This window comes from Desulfovibrio sp. JY (assembly GCA_021730285.1).
Taxonomy (GTDB): domain Bacteria; phylum Desulfobacterota; class Desulfovibrionia; order Desulfovibrionales; family Desulfovibrionaceae; genus Solidesulfovibrio.
This window is the reverse complement of the sequence record CP082962.1, coordinates 2,750,127-2,768,671: the sequence shown is the minus strand read 5'-3', so window position 1 is coordinate 2,768,671 and position 18,545 is coordinate 2,750,127. Positions and strand designations below refer to the sequence as shown.

Sequence of the window (18,545 nt, the reverse complement as noted above, 5' to 3'; positions counted from 1 at the left end):
ATTTTCGTCCCAGGCGGCATAACCAGCGAGGCGTCCGTATGATACAGGATCAACTCAGCAAATTACGCCTGAAACTCATCGCCATAACATTGGCGTTCTCGTTTATTCCCCTCTTCAGTCTCGGCCTCGTCCTCTACGATCGCTTTTATGTGACCTACACCGACAAGGTCTACGACAATTTAAGCAACCTGGTGGAGAACAAGAAGGTCACCATCGACCTTTTTCTGGCCGAACGCGTGGCCCAGCTCTCCAATCTGGCCCAGACCGAATCCTACCGCGACCTGTCCCAGGAAGACTACCTGGAGCACATCTTCAGCGTGCTCCAGCTGCACAGCAAATCCTTCCTCGATTTGCAGGTCATCGACCAGAACGGCATCTGCGTCTCCTACATCGGCCCCTACAAGCTGCTCGGCGTCAATTACGGCCACGAAGAGTGGTTCAAAAAGGTCATGGCCAAGGGCATTCACGTCAGCGATGTCTTTCTGGGCTTTCGCAAATACCCCCACTTCAACATCGCCGTCAGCCGCCGCGAAGGCAACCGGACCTGGGTGCTGCGGGCGGCCATCGACTCGGACATTTTCGATTCGCTGGTGCGCAGCATCCATCTGGGCAAATCCGGCGACGCCTTTCTGCTCTCCGCCGACCACGTGTTCCAGACCAAGCCGCGCTTCGACCACGCCATGTTCGACACCCTCGATTTTCCGGACATTCCCCGCTTCGCCGGCACCCGCGTGAGCAGCCTGAACATCGACGGCCAGACCTCGCTTTTCGCCATGACCTGGCTCAACCACAAGGACTGGCTGCTGGTGATCAAGGACGATCCCCGCGAGGAGCTTTTGCCCGTGACCCGGGCGCGCTGGCTGCTCGTCCTGCTTCTGGCCGGCGGCACGCTGCTCATCATCGGCGGGGCGGTGCTGGTGGCCGGCGGCACGGTCAAGGCGCTGATTTCGGCCGAGCGGGAAAAAGCGGCCCTCGACGCGTCGCTGACCCAGTCGAGCAAAATGGCCGCCCTGGGCAAGCTGGCCGCCGGCGTGGCCCACGAGGTCAACAACCCCCTGGCCATCATCATGGAAAAGGCCGGCTGGATGCGCGACCTCCTAAGCGAGGAGGACATCAAGGCCAGCCCCAACTTCCAGGAATTCGCCGACGCCGTGAGCAAGATCGAATTCCACGTGCGCCGGGCCAAGGACGTCACCCACCGCCTGCTCGGCTTCGCCCGCCGCATGGAGCCCACCCAGGAGGACATCGACGTCAACCTGCTCTTGAACCAGACCCGCTCGTTTCTGGAAAACGAGGCCAGTTTCCGGGGCATCGCCTTTGTCAGCAACTACCAAAGCGACCTGCCCCGCATCGAATCCGACACCTCCCAGCTCCAGCAGGTCTTCCTCAACATCATGGACAACGCCATAGACGCCATCGATAAAAACGGGACCATCACCGTGACCACGCGGTCCCTGCCCGAATCCGGCGAGGTGGACATCGCCATCGCCGACACCGGCAAGGGCATCGGCAAGGAAGCCCTGGAAAAGATCTTCGACCCCTTCTTCACCACCAAGAAGGTCGGCGAGGGAACCGGGCTCGGGCTCACTATCAGCTACAGCATCATCGAGAAACTGGGCGGCCATATCCATGTGACCAGCGAGGAAGGCCAGGGCACCACCTTCCACATCACGCTGCCGCTGCACGCCTGAGGCCGTGTTTTTAAAAGGCATTGGTTAAAAAAAACGATGGATTCCAATGGCGGCTGTTCCCTGAAAACGCCGAGCGCACCGCGCCGTGGGAAGGAACTGTAAGCGCGGCAGGGGAGGAACGGATGGGACTTCGCGTACTGGCCGTGGACGACGAGGCCGATTTCATCGAAACCCTGGTCAAACGCTTCACCTATCGCCAGATTCCGGTCACCGCCGCCGCAAGCGGCGCCCAGGCCCTGGAGCTGATGGAAAGCCAGGACTTCGATGTGGTCATCCTCGACATGCGCATGCCGGGCATGGACGGGATGACGGTGCTTCGGGAAATAAAAAAACGCCATCCCCTGGTCGAGGTCATTATCCTGACCGGCCACGCCTCGGTGGAGGCCGGCATGGAAGGGATGTCGCTCGGGGCTTACGATTACGTGCTCAAGCCCGTGGACTTCGAGGAACTGCTGGGAAAGGCCCGCAAAGCCTATGAACGCAAAAACCTCACCGAAGCCCGTACCCGGCAGGGTTGACCCGGGCGCGTTCGCGCCCCTTTGGCCCTACACCGTGCTGTCCCCTGCCCTGGCCGGCGCGGCGGTGGTGGCCACCTTGGCCACACCCCCGGCCGTGGACGTCGCCCTGGCCCTTTTCGCCGGCGCCGTGTGCATCGGCTCGGCCCTGATGCTGGCCCGGCGCACCCGCCGCCACGAACACGAACTGCGCGAAATGGACCTGCGCCTGCTCCAGTCCCAAAAGCTCGCCTCGATAGGCGAACTGTCCTCGGGCATAGCCCACGAGATCAACAATCCGCTGGCCATCATCACCCAGGAGCTCGACCTGGCCCGGGAGCTTCTGGCCGGCGGGCCCTGCCTCGCCGAGGCGGATCTGGTCGACGCCCGCGACAGCCTGCGCGAAATCGCCAGCCAGGTGGACCGTTGCCGCCAGATCACCCACAAGCTTCTCAATTTCGCCCGCAAGATGGACCCCGTGCTCCAGGAAGAGGCCCTGGACCGGGTCATCGAGGACATGGCGCTTTTGGTCGAACGCGAGGCCCGGGGCCGGGACGTGGTCATCGTGCGCGACTACTCGGCCGATCTGCCGCCGGTGCGCACCGACGTGCCGCTCCTGCGACAGGTGATTTTGAACCTCCTGACCAATGCCCTGCACGCCACGCCGAAAGGCGGCTCCATCACCCTGTCCACGCGACGCGAAGGGAAATGGGCCGTCGTCGCCGTGCGCGATACCGGCAGCGGCATCGCCCCGGCAAACATGGACAAGATCTTCGATCCCTTTTTCACCACCAAACAACCCGGCCAGGGCACGGGACTGGGCCTGTCGCTCTCCCACGGCATCGTGGCGCGCCTTGGCGGAACGCTCGCCGCCGCAAGCCCGCCCGGAGAAGGCGCGACCTTCACCGTGACCCTGCCCCTGTAACGCTACGTCCCCCCAAAAAACGGAGCCCCCCAATGGCCGACCCCATCCGTGTGCTCATTGTGGACGACGAGGAACGCTTTCGCGAAACCCTGGCCAAGCTGCTCTCGCGCCACGGCTTTTCCGTGCGCGCCGCCGGCGGCGGCGAAGCGGCGCTCGCCCTTCTGGGCCAATCCCCCTGCGACGTGATCGTGCTGGACGTGAAGATGCCCGGACTCTCGGGCGAAGAAGCCCTGCCGCTTTTGCGCCAGGCCTGCCCCGAAGCCGAAGTGCTGGTGCTCACCGGCCATGCCTCGGTCGACATCGCCTCGGCCATGATCGCCGGCGGCGCGGCCGATTACCTGCTCAAACCCTGCCCCACCGAGGAACTCGAAGGCGCCATCCGGGCCGTCTATGACCGCCGCCAGGCAACCAGGCCATTATAATAGATGGAGGGAGGGAGAGGGAAGAAATGCCTCCGGCGGCCAGGGGGAAACTTTTTAAAAAAAGTTTCCCCCTGGACCCCCTTCAAAAACTTTCAAAGGGGGGGGCATAACTCCCAGGAAAAGAGGGATATTCTTCAGTGCCGTGAGATGGTGGGAGGCTTGTCCTGAACGAGGGCAGGAAGGCGTCGTTTCTGGCGAAGGGATGTTCGTGCGGGGGGCGCGTTTGCCGACAAACCGCAGCCGATGTCTTGCGTGCAGGGACATTCGCCATTCGGTCCTGACGCGCGGCCGAGGCGACTGGACGGCTTCCGGAGATGGGACGCGCGGCCGGGACAACAGGATGGCGTCCTAGCGATGGGGACGCGCGGCCGGGGAATAGAACGGCTTCCAGTGATGGGGACACGTGGCCGGGGCAAGAGGACGGCTGCCGGAGATGGGACGCGTGACCAGGGCCGACGGGGGCGGGCAGGTCGGACGCGAAGGCGTATTCTTCAAATATGCGCCGCACGCGGCTGCCCTGCCCGCCCCCGCCGACCACCCAACCAATCAAATCAAGTCATCGGCCAATCGAGCGACCAACCCAATCAACCCAATCGGAAAAGACTTAAACCTATTCGTCCTTGAGCGAACGGGTCATCAGCTCGTAGACGGCCTCGGACGGGTCCTTGTCTTTATATAAGATGGCATAGACCTGCTCGCTCAGCGGCATGTCGATGCCGAGCTTGCCGCACAGGGCATGGACCGCCTCGGTGGTCTTGACGCCCTCGGCCACCATCTTCATCTCGGCCAGGATGTCGAGGAGTTTTTGGCCCTTGGCCAGGCGCAGGCCGACCTGCCGGTTGCGGGACAGGTCGCCGGTGCAGGTGAGCACCAGATCGCCCATGCCCGAAAGCCCCATGAAGGTCTGCCGCTCGCCGCCCATGGCCTTGCCGAGCCGGCTCATTTCGCTAAGCCCCCGCGTGATGAGCGCCGCCCGGGCATTGCCGCCGAACCCCAGCCCGTCGGCCACGCCGGCGGCGATGGCGATGATGTTCTTGATCGCCCCGCCAAGTTCCACCCCGCGCACGTCCGTGGAGGTGTAGACCCGGAAATAGGACGTGGACAGCGCCTCCTGCACCTCTTTGGCCGCCTTTTTGTCCTTGCAGGCAAGCGTCACGGCCGTCGGCATTTCGCGGATGACCTCGTAGGCGAAAGACGGCCCCGAAAGCATGGCGAAACGGGGCTTGACCGCCGCCAGGGCGTCCTCGCACACCTGGGACATGGTCATGAGGCTGTCGAGCTCGATGCCCTTGCTCGCGCAGATGATCACTGCGCCCTTGGGCAGGTACTTGAGATAGCGCTGGTAGGCATTGCGGATGAACTGGCAGGGGACGGCGAAAACGAAGTGCTTGACCCCGTCGGATACGGCCGCCGCGTCGGTGCTGACCTCGAGGTTGTCGGCCAGTTTGCGGCCGGGCAGATACCAGGAATTCTCCCGGGTGGTGCGGATCTCGCTCATGACCGCCTGTTCGCGCACCCAAAGCCGGGCATCGTGGCCCTTTTTCGCCAGCAGGTCGGCCAGGGTGGTGCCCCAGCTGCCGCCGCCCAACACCGCTATCTTCATGAAATGCGCCTCCGACGGGTACGCCCCCGGGCGTCGCGCCTGTCGCGCGCGCCCCTGGCCGGCCCCCCCCGTTTCATAATCGCCGATCGTCCGCCCAAGGTCCGAAATATGCCCCCAGGCGCGACGCCGCGTGGAGTTGCCTCTAGCATACAAAGCCGGTAGAGACAAAGGCTTTCCAACGACGCAAGCGGGAGCGGCCATGACCACGAAAGCGGCGAAAACCGAACTGACGGACACCGACAGGGAAATTCTCAAACGGGTGCAGGGCAGCCTGCCCGACTCGGCCACGCCCTATGCCGACATTGCCGCGGCCGCGGGCACGGACGAAGCCCATGTCATCGCCCTGCTCTCCCGCATGACCGCGTCCGGGGAGATCCGGCGGTTCGGGGCCACGCTCAAGCACCAGAAAGCCGGGTTCGGGGCCAACGTCATGGTGGCCTGGTACGTGTCCGAGGAAGACGTGGACCGCATGGGCGCCATCATGTCCAAGCGTCCGGAAATCAGCCACTGCTACCACCGGATCAACTGCCTGGACTGGCCGTACAATCTTTACACCATGATCCACGGCCGCAACCAGGACGATTGCCAGGCCGTGGTCGAGGCGCTTTGCCGCGAGACGGGCCTCGACGACTACGCCATGCTTTTCAGCCTCAAGGAACTCAAGAAAGTCAGTATGCGCTATTTCTAGCCCGGCGAGGCTGCCAGGTATGCGGAAATACCCTTAGAACTTCTCTGCTGGTCGGCGGGGGCGGGCAGGTCGGCCGCGTGCGGCGCATATTTGAAGAATACGCCTTCGCGTCCGCTCCACCCGCCCCCGCCGACCCAGGTCACGCGTCCCTTCCTGGAAGTATCCTGTTTCCCGATCGCGCCTCAGGCTCGGATGGAAATCCTCCCAACGCGCAATGCAATACCGTTACGGCCTGTCGGTAAAGACTTTCGGCCGCATCGAACGCTTCCGCGCACCGGAACAATGCGTTCCCGCCCTTCTTGAAAAAAGTCTGCCTTCTTTTCGAATTCGGAAAAGCCTCCACCCCCGCATGGGGTGAAGCTACGCGCCCCTCGATCCCCTTTGAAAGTTTTTGAAGGGGGTCCAGGGGGAAACTTTTTTCAAAAAGTTTCCCCCTGGCCGCCGGAGGCATCCCCATTTCACGCTCCGGCGGCCTCCCGGGCGGCCCGTCGTTCGGCCATGGCCTTCTTGAATTCCGGCGAATTCACGCGGTTGAGAATCAACAGATCCTCGAGTTCCAGGGACCGGCGCAAATCGCCCAGGTCGCTTTTGAGCAGCTTGCGGATGGCCAGCATGGTGGAAACCTGCGGCTCCCGGTAATTGTGGGCGACCTTGATCGCTTCTTCCTCGATGCGGTCGGCGGGCACGATCTTGTCCACGATGCCGAGGTCGAGCGCCTCTTCGGCGGAAAAACGCGGCCATTGGAGCACTTCGCCCGCCTTGCCGCCGCCGAGCAGGCGCGACAGAAAATAGCCGCCGCCGCCCTTGGGAACCGTGCCGAGCTCGGCAAAGGCGTTCTCGAACAACGTGCCTTCGCCCACGATACGGTAGTCGCACGACAGCGCGCCGTTTAAGTGGAAAAACGAAACATGGCCCCTGTCGGCGTGGATGGTGACCTTGTTGAGGCCGGCCATGGTCACGGTATAGTTGTTGACGAGATTGAACAGGCGCTGGATGAGGAAATCCTCCCGCCGCGAGGTCAGGAAGTCGTCGAAAAACTTCAAGGTGTCGCCGGCGCCGCTCGGCTGGTGGGGGCCGACGAAAATGACCACACTCACCTGGTCGGTATGGGCGATGATCTCCAGGTGATCGAAAAAGGTGTCGATTTTTTTGAGGTCCCGGGCGTGCGTGACGAAGTGGGGCTTGGCCCGCACGATCAGCATGTTGTCCCGGCGTTCGGAAGAAAAAAACTCGTTGTCGGTAACCAAGCTGGTGGCGACTTCCATGGAAACCTCCTTGCTGGCGCGCGGCGGGAAGCCGTGGCGTCCGGCCGCCGGTTCCCGGCGTCAAACCGCCGGCTTTATTGGAACCTGCCATCGCCGCCACGACCTGTCAACACGACCGCGCCTCCCCCACGCCGGCAGCCCGAAAACGCCAAAACCCCTTGCCTTGGCCGGGCGAGCCTTCTATCCTTGCCCGAACCCTCCCTAACCTCTGCCGCGGAGCTTTGTTTGAGCGCCCGAAGCCTTGACGCCCTGTTCCGGCCCAATTCCGTGGCCGTCATTGGCGCCTCCGCCGATCCCGGCCACGTGGGCGCGGTGATCATGAAAAACCTGCTTGGCGGCAAGTTCCTGGGGCCGGTCATGCCGGTCAATCCCGCCCATGACGCCATCTCCGGGGTGCTTTGCTACAAGTCGGTGGACACGCTGCCCCTGACTCCGGACCTCGCCGTCATCGCCACCGATCCGGAGTCCGTGCCGGAATACCTGCGCGACCTCGGCCGCCGGGGCGTGGGCGCGGCCGTGGTGCTGCCTCCGGGCTGGGCCAAGTTGCCGCGCGAGGCCAAGCGCGCCTTAAGCGCCCGCATGCTCGAGGCCGCCGCGCCGTCGGGCCTGCGCATCCTGGGGCCGTCGGGGCTCGGGCTGGTCGTGCCGGGGCTCGGGCTCAACTGTTCCCTGGCCACTTCCGAAGCCATCCCCGGCCGCATCGCCTTTATTTCCCAGTCCGCCTCGCTTTTTTCCGCCGTCCTCGACTGGGCCGGCACCAAGGGCATCGGCTTTTCCCATATTTTGTCGCTTGGCGACCGGGTGGACCTCAAGTACGCCGACATCCTTGACTACATGGCCCAGGACCCGCATACGCGCTCGATCCTGCTCTATATCGAGTCCGTCACCGACGCGCGGTCGTTCATGAGCGCCTCCCGGGCGGCGGCGCGCAACAAGCCGGTGCTGGTGATAAAACCCGGGCGCAAGCTCTGGAGCATCTACCCGCCGGATCCGTCCGAGGGCCGCGACGAGGTCTACGACGAGGCTTTTCGCCGGGCCGGCATGCTGCGCGTGGGCGAAATCGACGCGCTGTTCGACGCCGCCCAGACACTGGCCCGCTCGCGCCCCCTGCGCGGGGACACGCTCGCCATCCTGACCAACGGCGGCTCCATCGGCATCATGGCCGCCGACGCCCTGCTCGAAGGCGGCGGGGGACTCGCCAATTTCGACGCCGAGGCCAGCGAGTCGCTTTCCGCCCTGCTCGGCCCCAACTGGCTGCGCCACGGCGTGGTGGACATGAGCTTCGACGCCGCCCCGGCCGATTACGCCGAAGCCTTGCGGGCGCTTTTGCGCTCGCCGCACATAAGCGCCGTGCTCGTCATCCACGTGCCCTTTCCCGGCATCTCGGCCGACGACGCCGCCTCGGCCATGGCCGATGTGCTGGCCAAGACCAACCGCACGGTGCTGGCCTGCTGGATGGGCTACGACCCGGCTTCGGGCGGGGCGCTGAAGACCTTAAACGACGCCGGCGTGCCCACCTACGAGACGCCGGACCAGGCCGTCTCCGCCTTCGTGCATCTGCTGCGCTACCGCCGCAACCAGGAACTGCTCATGGAGATGCCGGCGAGCCTGCCGAGCGAATTCGCCCCGGACCCGGACGCGGCCAGGGCCGTGGTGGAACGCGCCTTTGCCGAGGGGCGCCTCACGCTGACCGATCCCGAGGCCAAGGAAGTGCTCGGCTACTATGGCGTGACGGCCGTGGCCTCCCAGTTCACCGAAGACGCCGACGACGCCGTGGCCGCCGCCGAGGCCCTGGGCTATCCCGTGGCGGTCAAGATCGTCTCCCCGGACATTCCCCAGCCCTTCGACGTAGGCGGCATCGCCCTGGACATTTCCGGCGGGGAGGCCGTGCTCGAAGCGGCCGAGGCGGTCCGGTCGCGCGCCCTGGCCCATGTGCCCGAGGCCCACATCGAGGGCTACGTGATCCAGGAGATGGGCAAACGGACCGGCGCCCACGAGGTGACCATCCAGGCCCGGGTGGACCCGGTCTTCGGACCGTACGTCATCTTCGGCCAGGGGGGCATCGCCGCCAGGGTGACGCGGGACAAGGCCGTGGCCCTCACCCCGCTCAACATGTCCCTGGCCCGCGACCTCATCTTCCGCACCCGCGTCGCGGCGACGCTCAAGGGCGCGGCCGGCCAGCCCGGCGCGAACATCGACGCCATCTGTCTGACGCTCAACCAGATTTCCCAATGCGTGGCCGACCTGGAGCGCATCGCGGCCATCGACTTGAACCCCATCCTGGCCACGCCCGAAGGCGTGCAGGTCATCGGCGCGGCCATCCGGCTCACCCCGGAGGCGCAGCCCAATCCGCACCGCCTGGCCATCCGGCCCTACCCCCGGGAACTCGAGGAGTGCGTGACCCTCAAATCCGGCCGCCACGTCATGCTGCGCCCCATCCGGCCCGAGGACGAGCCGGCCCATTTCGCCTTTTTCAAGCACCTCTCGCCCGAGGACCTGCGCTTCCGGTTTTTCGGCGTGGTGCGTGAGCTCACCCATACCGAGATGGCCCGGCTGACCCAGATCGACTACGAGCGGGAGATGGCCTTTATCGCCACCGCTCCGGGCGACGACGACGCGCCCGAGACCCTGGGCGTGGTGCGGGCCTCGACAAGGCCGGACAATTCCTCGGCCGAATTCGCGGTCATCGTGCGCTCGGACCTCAAAGGCCAGGGACTCGGGCGGCTGCTCATGGAAAAAATCATCCGCTACTGCAAGGAACGCGGCACGCGGGAGCTGACCGGGCAGGCGCTCATGGAAAACGGCGGCATGCAGGGCCTGGCCGACAAGCTCGGCTTTTCGGTGGTGCGCAACTACGACGAGGAAGTGGCGGAAATGCGGCTGCCCTTAAACGATCCCGGCCCCGGGGAGGCGGCTCCCGCATGAACACCGCCCCCGAAGACGCCCTCCCGTCCCCGGAACTCAAGTCGTATTTTCCGGTAAAGACCCTCTCCCTGCGCCCCTGGGGCAACGGCCGGTTCTCCGTCTACGTGCGCAAGGGGTCCGGGCTCGTGCTCTACGCCTCGCGCGGGGCCGCCTTCAGCAAGGAACAACTGGGCCGGCTGCGGTCCACGGGCACGCCGACAGTCTACATCCACCAGGGTGAGCTGCGCCATTACGAGAATTACCTGCGCGAAAGCCTCGGCGAACTGCTCCTCGACGAATCCATTCCCCTGTCCGAGCGAGCCGAGGTTTGGCACGAAAGCGCCGTTTCCCTGGCCAAATGCGTGCTCGAGGAAAAGCTACCCCATTCCATAAGCCGCGCCCGGTTCGAACAGATCGGCAAGCTCGTGCGCCAGACCGTGGGCTTTTTACAGGATCCGGGCGCGGTGCAAAACGTGGCCCGGCTGGTTTCCAAGGGCTACCAGGAATACCAGCACGGCCTGGCCGTCATGGTGCTCACCTCGCTTATGCTCATGGACCGCAAGGGCTTTAACGAGGCATTGCTCGTCAAGGTCGGGGTCGGGGCGCTGTTGCACGACGTGGGCAAGCTCGGCCTGCCCCCCGGACTCGTCGAGCGTCGGCCGGACTCCTGGACGCCCGAGGAGGAAACCCAGTTCCGCTCCCATCCGGCGCTCGGGGTCGGATTTTGCATGGGCCTGCCGCTGCCGCCCGAGACCATGCACTGCATTTTATTCCACCACGAGCAGGAGGACGGCCGGGGCTTTCCCGCCGGGCTGCCCGGCGCCGGCATCCCGGCCTACGTCAAGGCGCTTTGCGTCTGCAACACCTACGACGCCCTGACCCGGGCCTGCGTCTGGCGGCCGGCCTATCCGCCCTTCGAGGCCCTGCGCAAGATGGAGGCCCGCAAGGATACCCTGGACAAGGCCATGTTCAAGCGCCTGATCATGATCCTGGCCGATGCGGAAATACTCAAGAACGGCGGACAGGCCGTCAAGGAGGATGCGCCCTCCCCGGAGCCGGAGGCGGCCCCCAAGCCGCCCGCCAACGCCGGATAGCTCCATGTCAGCATCCGTCCCCTACGATCCCGACGCCTTCGACGACCTGCTTCCCCCGCGCGCCCGCTTCGCCGTGCGCCGCGAGCCCGGGCCGCCGCGCCTGAATATCTGCCTGCCCCATCTGCACCGGGAACACCTGTTCGGCGGCATGGCCTCGGCTCTGGCCCTGGCCGCCCATCTGGCCCCCCATTACGCGGCCGTGCGCTGCCTTGTCCTCACGCCCCTGCCGGAAGCTTCCGGGCGCATCGACTGCGGCGCGGCCTTGCTGCGCCGACCCGGGGAAATCGTCGAGACCGTTTCCCTGCACGACGGCGCGGAAATCGTCTTTCACCCGGCCGACGTGCTCCTTTGCCCCAACTGGCGCACGGTGCTCGTCTGGGAGCGGGCGGCCGCGCTTTTCGCCGCCGCCGGTCTGCCCCCCATTCCCTTCTACTATTTCATCCTGGACTGGGAGCCGGGCTTTTATCCCATGGGGCTCAAGCACCTGGCCGCCGAAGGGACCTACCGCCATGGCGAGGCCTGCCAGGCCATCTTCCATTCCCGGGAACTGTACCGGTTTTTCGCCGCCAGAAACTATGCCTTCCCAAACCCCATCGTGGTCAAACCCTCCCTGGACGCGCTGCTCGGCACCGTGCTCGGGAGCCTTGGCGGCAACGTTCCCGCCCGGCAGGGCGAACGCATAAACGTGCTCGTCTACGGCCGCCCCGGACACCACCGCAACTGCTTTCCGGCGCTGATGGCCGTCATCGCCGCCTATGCCGCAACCTATGGCCCGACCCAGGGCCGCAACGTCACCTTTTTAAGCGCCGGCACGCCCCACGAGGACGTGGATTTCGGCCACGGCACGGTGCTGCATAGCCTCGGCACCCTGTCCATGGCCGACTACGCCGCCGCCCTGCTCCAAAGCCATGTCGGCATGGCGCTTATGGCCTCGCCCCATCCGTCCTATCCGCCGCTGGAAATGGCCTGCTTCGGCCTGGAAGTCCTTACCAACGCCTATCCCCCGGCCAAGGACCTGTCCCGGGAACATCCGCGCATCCGCAACATCGACCCGACCGACCCGAAACGGGCGGCGGACGTCCTGGCCCAGGCCATCGAGGCGGCCAGGGCGCGCGCCGGCCGGGAGACGCCGATCGTCTTTCCGAAATCGGTCAGCCCGCTTCCCTGGAGCGCCAATTTCCGCCGGGCCGGCCTGCCCGTGCTCGGCATCGGGGAGCCCGCCGCCTGAAAGGCGGGGCAAGGAGCCCATGGACCGCTACGACCTGCGCCAGGCGACCTTTCTGCTCGCCGTCACCTGCGACAGCCTGGAGCGCGTGCGCAATCTCAAGATCGTGCTGCGCTTCCTGCGGACCTCCTTCGACGCCGGCGTCCATGTTCTCGAAGCCGGCCCCGCGCCCGTGTTCAAGGACCACATCGCCGAGCACCTGCCCCATATCCGCTACGATTTCCTCCCGGACGACAGCCCCTTTTTCTACAAGACCCGGCTCCTCAATCGCCTGCTCGCCGCCTGCGACACCGACCTGGCCGTGGTCTATGACGCCGACATCCTGTGCCACCCAGCCAACATCCGGCGCGCCTGCGCCCTGGTGCGGCCAGGCTGCGACATCGCCCTGCCCTACAGCGGCGTGTGCCTGGACGTGCCGGAGCCCGAGATCCCCCGGCTCATGGGCGAGCCCAGGGATTTCCCGGGACGCGGGGAACTGCGGGTGCTCTACCCCGACGCCACGGGCGGAGTGGTGGTTTTTCGCCGGCAAAGCCTGCTTTCCGCCGGCGGCTACAACGAATATTTCAAATCCTGGGGCCATGAGGACCGGGAAGTGCTCCGGCGCATGCAGGGTCTCGGCTACCGCCTGGAGACGGTCCCGGGGCACATCTACCACCTGCGCCATCCCCGACAGCGCGACAGCCACCCGGAGCGCAATCCGCATTATGCCGCCAACTGCCGGGAATACGAGCGCGTGCTGGCCATGGACCCGGAAAGCCTGCGCCGCTACGCGGCCGCCTTTCCCTGGCGCGCGGCCAGCGAGGCGCTGCCGTGAAACGGCTGGCCTGGCTGGCCAACGGGCTCTTCGCCGCCTCCCTGGGCCCGTATCTCGCGCCCCAGGGATGGGAGGTCCAGGCCCGGCCCGTGGCCGGGGAACGCTTTTTCACCTGGGACGACCTGACCGCGTTTTTCGGCTTCGCGCCCGACGCCCTGGTCTACGGCGACAAGAGCAGCGCGCCCTTTCTGCTGGGCCTCGAGTCCTATCCCTGCCCCACGGTCTTTCACTGCATCGATTCCCACATCCACTCCTGGTATCCGCTCTACGCCCAGGCCTTCGACCTGTGCTGCGTGAGCCTCGGCGACCATCTGCCACGTTTCGCCGCCCCCCGTCTCGACGCCTCGCGGCTGTTGTGGTCCCCGCCCTTCGCCGCGCCGGCCGACGTCCCCCGCGAGGCGGCCAAGACCCTGGACATGGTGTTCGTGGGCAAGGACGACCCGGCGCTCACCCCGTTTCGAAGCGCCCTGCTGGCCCGATTGCGGCAACGCTTCCCGGGATTTGCCTCGCGCACGGGCGATTTCCGGGCGATTTTCCCCACAGCCAGGCTGGTGCTCAATATCGCCGAAGGCGGCGACATGAACTACCGCCTGTTCGAGGCGCTCGGCTGCGGCTGCGCGCTGGTGACGCCGCGCATCGGCCACGGCCAGGACAGGCTTTTCACCGACGGGAAGGACTTTTTTCTCTACGACCAGGAGGATTTCGAAGGCTTGTGCGCCCTCGTCGACCGGCTTCTGGCCGATCCGGCGCGCTGCCGCCGCGTGGCCGCCTCGGGCCTGGCCAAGATCGACGCCGGCCACCGCGCCGTGCACCGCGCCCGGGCCTTTGCCGACTGGTTCGCCTCCCAGTCCCTGGACGCCCTTGTCGCCGAGCGCCGCGCCACGGTGGACCTTGTGCACGGCCGCTACCTGCGCCCGCTCTACCTGCACTGGGCCGAAGCCCTTTCCGGCACGCCGGCGGCGAGGGTCTATCTGGACGCGGCCAGGGGCGCAGGCCCCGGGCGCGGACGGGAACGCGGATAGGGCGCGGATAGGGACGGGAAACGCGGGGAGGCTCCGCCTCCCCTGCACCCCTTCGCCGGGAGGCCGAGGGCCCCCCGGTCCCCCCTTCCCGGCTCTAGTCGGGCGGGAGCGGGATTGGCTGGCGGGAGGCCGGAGGAGTGAAGATGGAGGCGGCATTTGCCGGCACGGTGCATGTCGCTTCGCGACAAGCTCGTCCCGGGCAAATCCCGCCTCCACCACGCCGTCGCCCCTTCGGGGCGAAAAAAGAAGGAATTTTACTTTCCGAAGCCTTGCAGAAAGTCTCGACTCACCACCCTATGAAAGTTTTTCGGGAGGGTGGGGGTCCGGGGGAGGGAACCCCTTTTTTCAAAAAGGGGTTCCCTCCCCCGGTTCTTCTCCCCTCTATCCCGGATACCCTTCATCAACGGGCAGGTCTCTGGAATTGGCGGCTTGTTTGGCCAGCACGTCGCAGCGTTCGTTGTCCGGGTTGCCGGTATGGCCGCGCACCCAGTGGAATTTGATATTGTGGATTTTGAGCAGCGGGATGAGGCGTCGCCAGAGGTCCTGGTTTTTGACCGGCTTTTTTTCGGCGTTGACCCAGCCGCGTTTTTGCCAGCCGGCCAGCCAGCGTTTTTCGATGGCGTCGTGGACGTAGCGCGAGTCGGTGATGAGCGTCACGTCGGTCGGGCTTTCCAGGGCTTCCAGCGCCTCGATGGCGGCGAGAAGTTCCATGCGGTTGTTGGTGGTGAGCTTGCGCCCGCCGCAGATTTCGACGCGTTCCCCGTCGATCTCCCAGATGGCGCTGTAGCCGCCGGGGCCGGGATTGCCCAGACAGGCTCCGTCGGTGTGAATGGTCACCGCCTGGCGCGGCGTTTTCGCTTCTTCATTCATGCTGTACTCCTTTGCCTCGGCCCGCCGCGTGGCCGAGGGCGTCGATAAAGACTCCGAGCGCGCCGAGCACGCCCTCGCGGGGGCGTCCTTCCCGGCAGGCCGCGTCCATATGCCCGCTGCCCAGATCGTTCAACAGGTTTTCCGGCAGGGCGGAAGCCACCAGGGCCGGAGCGACCACGCGGCTTCCCCGGCAATCGGGGGCCAGGTAAAACCACACGGTTTGGGGATCGTCCGGGGACGGGGGGGTGGGCTTTCCACCCAGGCGCAGGCGCAAATCCAGGCCGTAGCGCCGCCGAAGGTCCTGGGCCGCGCCAAGGGCCAGGGCCCGGTCGGCATTGGCCAGGACATGGCCGGGGTCGGCAATGGTGCCCTGGGCTTCGGCCTGTTCGATCACGTGGTCGAAATGTTTCCGGTAGGCCACCATGGCCAGGGCGAACACCCCGGCGAGGAGCAGCGCCCGGGCCAGTCGCTCCAGGGGGCTGTGGCCGCGCGGGGCGAAAAAGAGGCGCTTCACTTACGCCGCCACTCCGTCTTCCATGCGACCGTCGCGCAGCCTGGCCACCCGGCCGCAGCGTCCGGCCAGACCCGGGTCGTGGGTGACCAGCACCAGGGTCGTGCCGGCGGCCAGGGAGAAAAGCAGGTCCATCACCCGAAGTCCGGTCTCGCTGTCGAGGTTGCCCGTGGGTTCGTCGGCGAGGAGCAGGCGCGGCCGGGGAGCCAGGGCCCGGGCCAGGGCCACCCGCTGCTGTTCGCCGCCGGAAAGCTCGGCCGGGAAATGGTCCAGCCTGTCGGACAGGCCCACGTCCGCCAGAGCCTCCCGGGCCCGGTCGAAGGCGTCGCGACGGCCGGCGAATTCCAGGGACAGGGCCGCGTTTTCCAGGGCGGTCATGGCCGGCACCAGATGAAAACCTTGAAAGACAATGCCCACGTTTTCCCGGCGAAAGGCGGCCAGGGCGTCCTCGTCCATGGCCGAAAGATCGTGGCCGGCAACGCGCACCGAGCCCGACGTGGCCCGCTCCAGCCCGGCCAGGAGCATCAGAAGCGAGGTTTTGCCCGCGCCCGAAGGCCCCATGACGGCCAGCCGCTCGCCCGGAGCGGCGGCCAGATCCACGCCGCGCAGGATGTTGACCCGGCCGGCCCGGCTTTGTAACGTCAGGCGCACATCCGACAGCGCAATCATGTTATCAGCCGGACCACCCATGCAAAATGCTCCTTCCCTTGTTGCCGAACTGGTACGATACCAACTTGCCCGGAAAAGACAATTCAGAGCCGTGGCGGCCTTGGCGCTGCTGGTCTTCCTGCTTTTCGGAGGGCTTATGACGTTCCCCGCCCCGGCCGCCGAAATCCGTCTGGCCGCCCTTGGCGACAGCCTGACCGCCGGCTACGGCCTGCCCGCCGACGACGCCTTTCCGGCCAAGCTCCAGGCGGCGCTTGCGGCCAGGGGCTACCATGTGGTCATCGACAATTTCGGTGTCTCGGGCGACACGACCATCGGCGGCCTGTCCCGCCTGGAAGGCGTCATGAAGACCGCCCCCGACGGCGTCATCCTCGAGCTCGGGGCCAACGACATGCTGCGCGGCCAGGACCCCGAGGCGGCCAAGGCGAACCTGGACACCATCATGGCCAGGCTCGCCAAGGCCGGCATTCCGGTGCTGTTATGCGGCATGCGCTCGGCCAAAAACTACGGCGCGGACTACGCCGCCGCCTTTGACGCCATTTATCCGGCGCTGGCCCAAAAATACCACGCCGTGCTCTATCCCTTTTTCCTCGACGGCGTCACCGGCCATTACGGCCTGACCCTGCCTGACGGCCTACACCCGACCGCCAAGGGCGTGGACGTCATCGTGGGACGCATCCTGCCCGACGTCGAAACGTTCCTCAAACACGTAACCGCCGCCCCGGCCGCCAAGGCAGCCCAGGCCGCCGCGACCCGGTAAGCGCGCCATGCCCGCCCTGCTCATCGACGTTGGCAACACCAACATCAAGTTCGGTCTGGCCGAGCGTTCGGGGCTGGGGCCGTCGTTCGCCCTGCCGACCAACCATTCGGCCACCCCGGACAGCCTGGGACTCTCCCTGGTCACGGCCCTGTCCATCCACGGCGTGCGGCCGGCCGACGTGGAAACCGCCATCGCCTCGAGCGTGGTGCCGCCCCTGAACCCCGTCCTTTCCCAGGCCGTCTCGCGCTACATCGGCTCCCGGCTGCATTTCGTGTCCGTCGACATCCCGGTGCCGCTCAAAAATCTCTACGGCCGGCCCCACGAAGTCGGCGCGGACCGCCTCGTCACGGCCTATGCCGGCCGGCTGGCCGTTTCCACGCCCTCGGTCATCGTGGTCGATTTCGGCACGGCCACCAACTTCGACTGCGTGCGGGACGACGCCTTTCTCGGCGGGCTCATCTGCCCCGGCATGCGCACCTCGCTGTCCGGCCTAGTCAGCAAGACGGCCAAGCTGCCCCACGTGGCCCTCGACCCGGGCGACGGCGCGCTCTCCATCGGACGTTCCACCACGGATTGCATCAACCAGGGATTTGTGTTCGGCTTTGCCGATATGGTATCGGGCATCACCGCCCGCCTGATGGCCCATCTGGGCGGCGAGACCCACGTCATCGCCACCGGCGGCTTCGCCGAGAAGCTTGCCCCCATCTGCCCGGCCATCCGCGACGTGCGGCCGGAACTGTTGCTCGAGGGATTGCGCCAACTCTGGCTCGGCCGGGACCAGGGCCGCGCCCGGCGCGACAAACGCCTGCCATAGCCGCCGGGCATCCATGCCGCCGGCTCCGGGGGACCGATTCATGCTGCCGGAAATTCTCGGTTGCTATCAGTCGCAAAAGCTCGAACGGATGGGCAAGGCCGGAGCCGCCACCCGCGACTTCACCCAGCGCATCGACTGGCTGGCCATGCGCCTGGACACGGCCCGCATCCTCATCTTTCCCCTGGACGACAAGACCCTGCCCATGCCCTTGCAAAAAACCGTCACCTCGGAGGAATTCCTGGCCCACTTCCTGCCGGCCCCGCTCGTGTTCAAGGAACGGCTGGCCCCGGCCGCTTTGGTGCTCTCGCGCCTTTTGCGCGACGCCGGCGCGACGGTGGACCAAAACGCCCTGCCCGACGCCGAACGCGCCCTGTTCACGGTCATCCTCGTGGCCCTGGCCGCCGCGGGCGCGCCCGACGACGACGCCACCGCCTTGTCCGTGTTGCGACAGGCCGGCGCCAGCGACCCGGAGGGCCATGGCCAGAAAGCCGCCATCAACGCCTTCGGCATCCGCCTGCGCAAACAAAAAAACTACGACACCGCCATCGCCTACTACCGCAAGGCCCTGGAACTGGCGCCGGGCGACGAACGGCTCATGTTCAACCTGGCCCGGGTGCTTTTCGAAAAGGGCGATCTGGCCGCCTGCCGCGATATCCTGACCCAGGCCGTGGGCCTCGACGCGGAGTTTAGCGAGGCGAAAAAATTCCTGCGCTATATCGAACGGCGGGAAGGACGCGCCGATCTCCGCGATTTTCCGGACATCACAATTTGACGTCG

General features: G+C 66.0%; 18 protein-coding genes. 13 read left to right on the top strand and 5 right to left on the bottom strand.

From position 1 onward, the window contains the following. Window positions 1-38: 38 nt before the first annotated feature. The 4 genes from K9F62_12335 to K9F62_12320 all read left to right on the top strand — a co-directional run bounded on the left by K9F62_12335 (window position 39) and on the right by K9F62_12320 (window position 3,532). Window positions 39-1,691 (top strand): GHKL domain-containing protein, encoded by a 1,653-nt coding sequence (locus K9F62_12335; protein UJX39516.1) that lies wholly within the window; start codon window positions 39-41, stop codon window positions 1,689-1,691. Between the two features lie 122 nt (window positions 1,692-1,813). Continuing rightward, a complete protein-coding gene (locus K9F62_12330) occupies window positions 1,814-2,209 on the top strand; it encodes a response regulator (protein UJX39515.1) in 396 nt (131 codons plus the stop codon). Then, on the top strand, window positions 2,166-3,110 hold the full coding sequence (locus K9F62_12325) for a two-component sensor histidine kinase (protein UJX39514.1): 945 nt from the start codon (window positions 2,166-2,168) through the stop codon (window positions 3,108-3,110). Before K9F62_12330 ends, K9F62_12325 begins: the two co-directional genes overlap by 44 nt. A gap of 32 nt (window positions 3,111-3,142) precedes the next feature. Then, on the top strand, window positions 3,143-3,532 hold the full coding sequence (locus K9F62_12320; GenBank protein UJX39513.1) for a response regulator: 390 nt from the start codon (window positions 3,143-3,145) through the stop codon (window positions 3,530-3,532). A gap of 610 nt (window positions 3,533-4,142) precedes the next feature. Here the strand turns inward: K9F62_12320 and K9F62_12315 are convergent. After that, window positions 4,143-5,135, bottom strand: a complete 993-nt coding sequence (locus K9F62_12315) for an NAD(P)-dependent glycerol-3-phosphate dehydrogenase (GenBank protein UJX39512.1) — start codon at window positions 5,133-5,135, stop codon at window positions 4,143-4,145. Window positions 5,136-5,334: 199 nt separating this feature from the next. Here K9F62_12315 and K9F62_12310 point away from each other — a divergent pair, with 199 nt between their 5' ends. Continuing rightward, window positions 5,335-5,823, top strand: coding sequence for an Lrp/AsnC family transcriptional regulator (locus K9F62_12310; GenBank protein UJX39511.1), 489 nt, complete (start codon window positions 5,335-5,337; stop codon window positions 5,821-5,823). A 458-nt stretch (window positions 5,824-6,281) separates the two neighbouring features. Here K9F62_12310 and K9F62_12305 read toward each other — a convergent pair whose 3' ends face one another. Next, on the bottom strand, window positions 6,282-7,088 hold the full coding sequence (locus K9F62_12305; protein ID UJX39510.1) for an enoyl-CoA hydratase/isomerase family protein: 807 nt from the start codon (window positions 7,086-7,088) through the stop codon (window positions 6,282-6,284). 225 nt (window positions 7,089-7,313) lie between these two features. Between K9F62_12305 and K9F62_12300 the strand changes: the two genes are divergently transcribed. From K9F62_12300 to K9F62_12280, 5 genes are read left to right on the top strand one after another with little or no spacing between them, the layout of a single operon-like run. Continuing rightward, the gene (locus K9F62_12300) at window positions 7,314-10,013 is read left to right on the top strand and encodes a bifunctional acetate--CoA ligase family protein/GNAT family N-acetyltransferase (GenBank protein UJX39509.1); all 2,700 of its coding nucleotides are present in this window, start codon (window positions 7,314-7,316) and stop codon (window positions 10,011-10,013) included. Beyond that, entirely contained in the window at window positions 10,010-11,086 is a 1,077-nt protein-coding gene (locus tag K9F62_12295; protein UJX39508.1) for an HD domain-containing protein, read from the top strand. Before K9F62_12300 ends, K9F62_12295 begins: the two co-directional genes overlap by 4 nt. A gap of 4 nt (window positions 11,087-11,090) precedes the next feature. Continuing rightward, on the top strand, window positions 11,091-12,314 hold the full coding sequence (locus K9F62_12290) for a hypothetical protein (protein UJX39507.1): 1,224 nt from the start codon (window positions 11,091-11,093) through the stop codon (window positions 12,312-12,314). A 19-nt stretch (window positions 12,315-12,333) separates the two neighbouring features. Continuing rightward, on the top strand, window positions 12,334-13,125 hold the full coding sequence (locus tag K9F62_12285) for a hypothetical protein (GenBank protein ID UJX39506.1): 792 nt from the start codon (window positions 12,334-12,336) through the stop codon (window positions 13,123-13,125). Then, window positions 13,122-14,147 carry a glycosyltransferase gene (locus K9F62_12280; protein UJX39505.1) on the top strand — a complete coding sequence of 342 codons (1,026 nt, stop codon included), beginning with the start codon at window positions 13,122-13,124 and terminating at the stop codon, window positions 14,145-14,147. The genes K9F62_12285 and K9F62_12280 overlap by 4 nt, the downstream gene beginning before the upstream one ends. Window positions 14,148-14,528: 381 nt before the next feature. Here the strand turns inward: K9F62_12280 and rnhA are convergent, their stop codons facing one another. Genes rnhA through K9F62_12265 form a run of 3 tightly spaced genes read right to left on the bottom strand, consistent with a single transcriptional unit; the run spans window position 14,529 to window position 16,218 of the window. Beyond that, entirely contained in the window at window positions 14,529-15,017 is a 489-nt protein-coding gene (gene rnhA, locus K9F62_12275) for a ribonuclease HI (GenBank protein UJX39504.1), read from the bottom strand. After that, window positions 15,010-15,531 (bottom strand): TPM domain-containing protein, encoded by a 522-nt coding sequence (locus tag K9F62_12270; protein ID UJX39503.1) that lies wholly within the window; start codon window positions 15,529-15,531, stop codon window positions 15,010-15,012. The genes rnhA and K9F62_12270 overlap by 8 nt, the downstream gene beginning before the upstream one ends. Next, window positions 15,532-16,218, bottom strand: a complete 687-nt coding sequence (locus K9F62_12265; protein UJX39502.1) for an ABC transporter ATP-binding protein — start codon at window positions 16,216-16,218, stop codon at window positions 15,532-15,534. It lies immediately after the preceding gene. A 115-nt stretch (window positions 16,219-16,333) separates the two neighbouring features. Between K9F62_12265 and K9F62_12260 the strand changes: the two genes are divergently transcribed. From K9F62_12260 to K9F62_12250, 3 genes are read left to right on the top strand one after another with little or no spacing between them, the layout of a single operon-like run. Next, window positions 16,334-16,954, top strand: coding sequence for an arylesterase (locus tag K9F62_12260; protein ID UJX39501.1), 621 nt, complete (start codon window positions 16,334-16,336; stop codon window positions 16,952-16,954). A gap of 7 nt (window positions 16,955-16,961) precedes the next feature. Continuing rightward, complete coding sequence (locus K9F62_12255) at window positions 16,962-17,768, top strand: type III pantothenate kinase (GenBank protein ID UJX39500.1); 807 nt, start codon at window positions 16,962-16,964, stop codon at window positions 17,766-17,768. 40 nt (window positions 17,769-17,808) lie between these two features. Continuing rightward, window positions 17,809-18,540 carry a tetratricopeptide repeat protein gene (locus tag K9F62_12250; protein UJX39499.1) on the top strand — a complete coding sequence of 244 codons (732 nt, stop codon included), beginning with the start codon at window positions 17,809-17,811 and terminating at the stop codon, window positions 18,538-18,540. Window positions 18,541-18,545 lie beyond the last annotated feature (5 nt).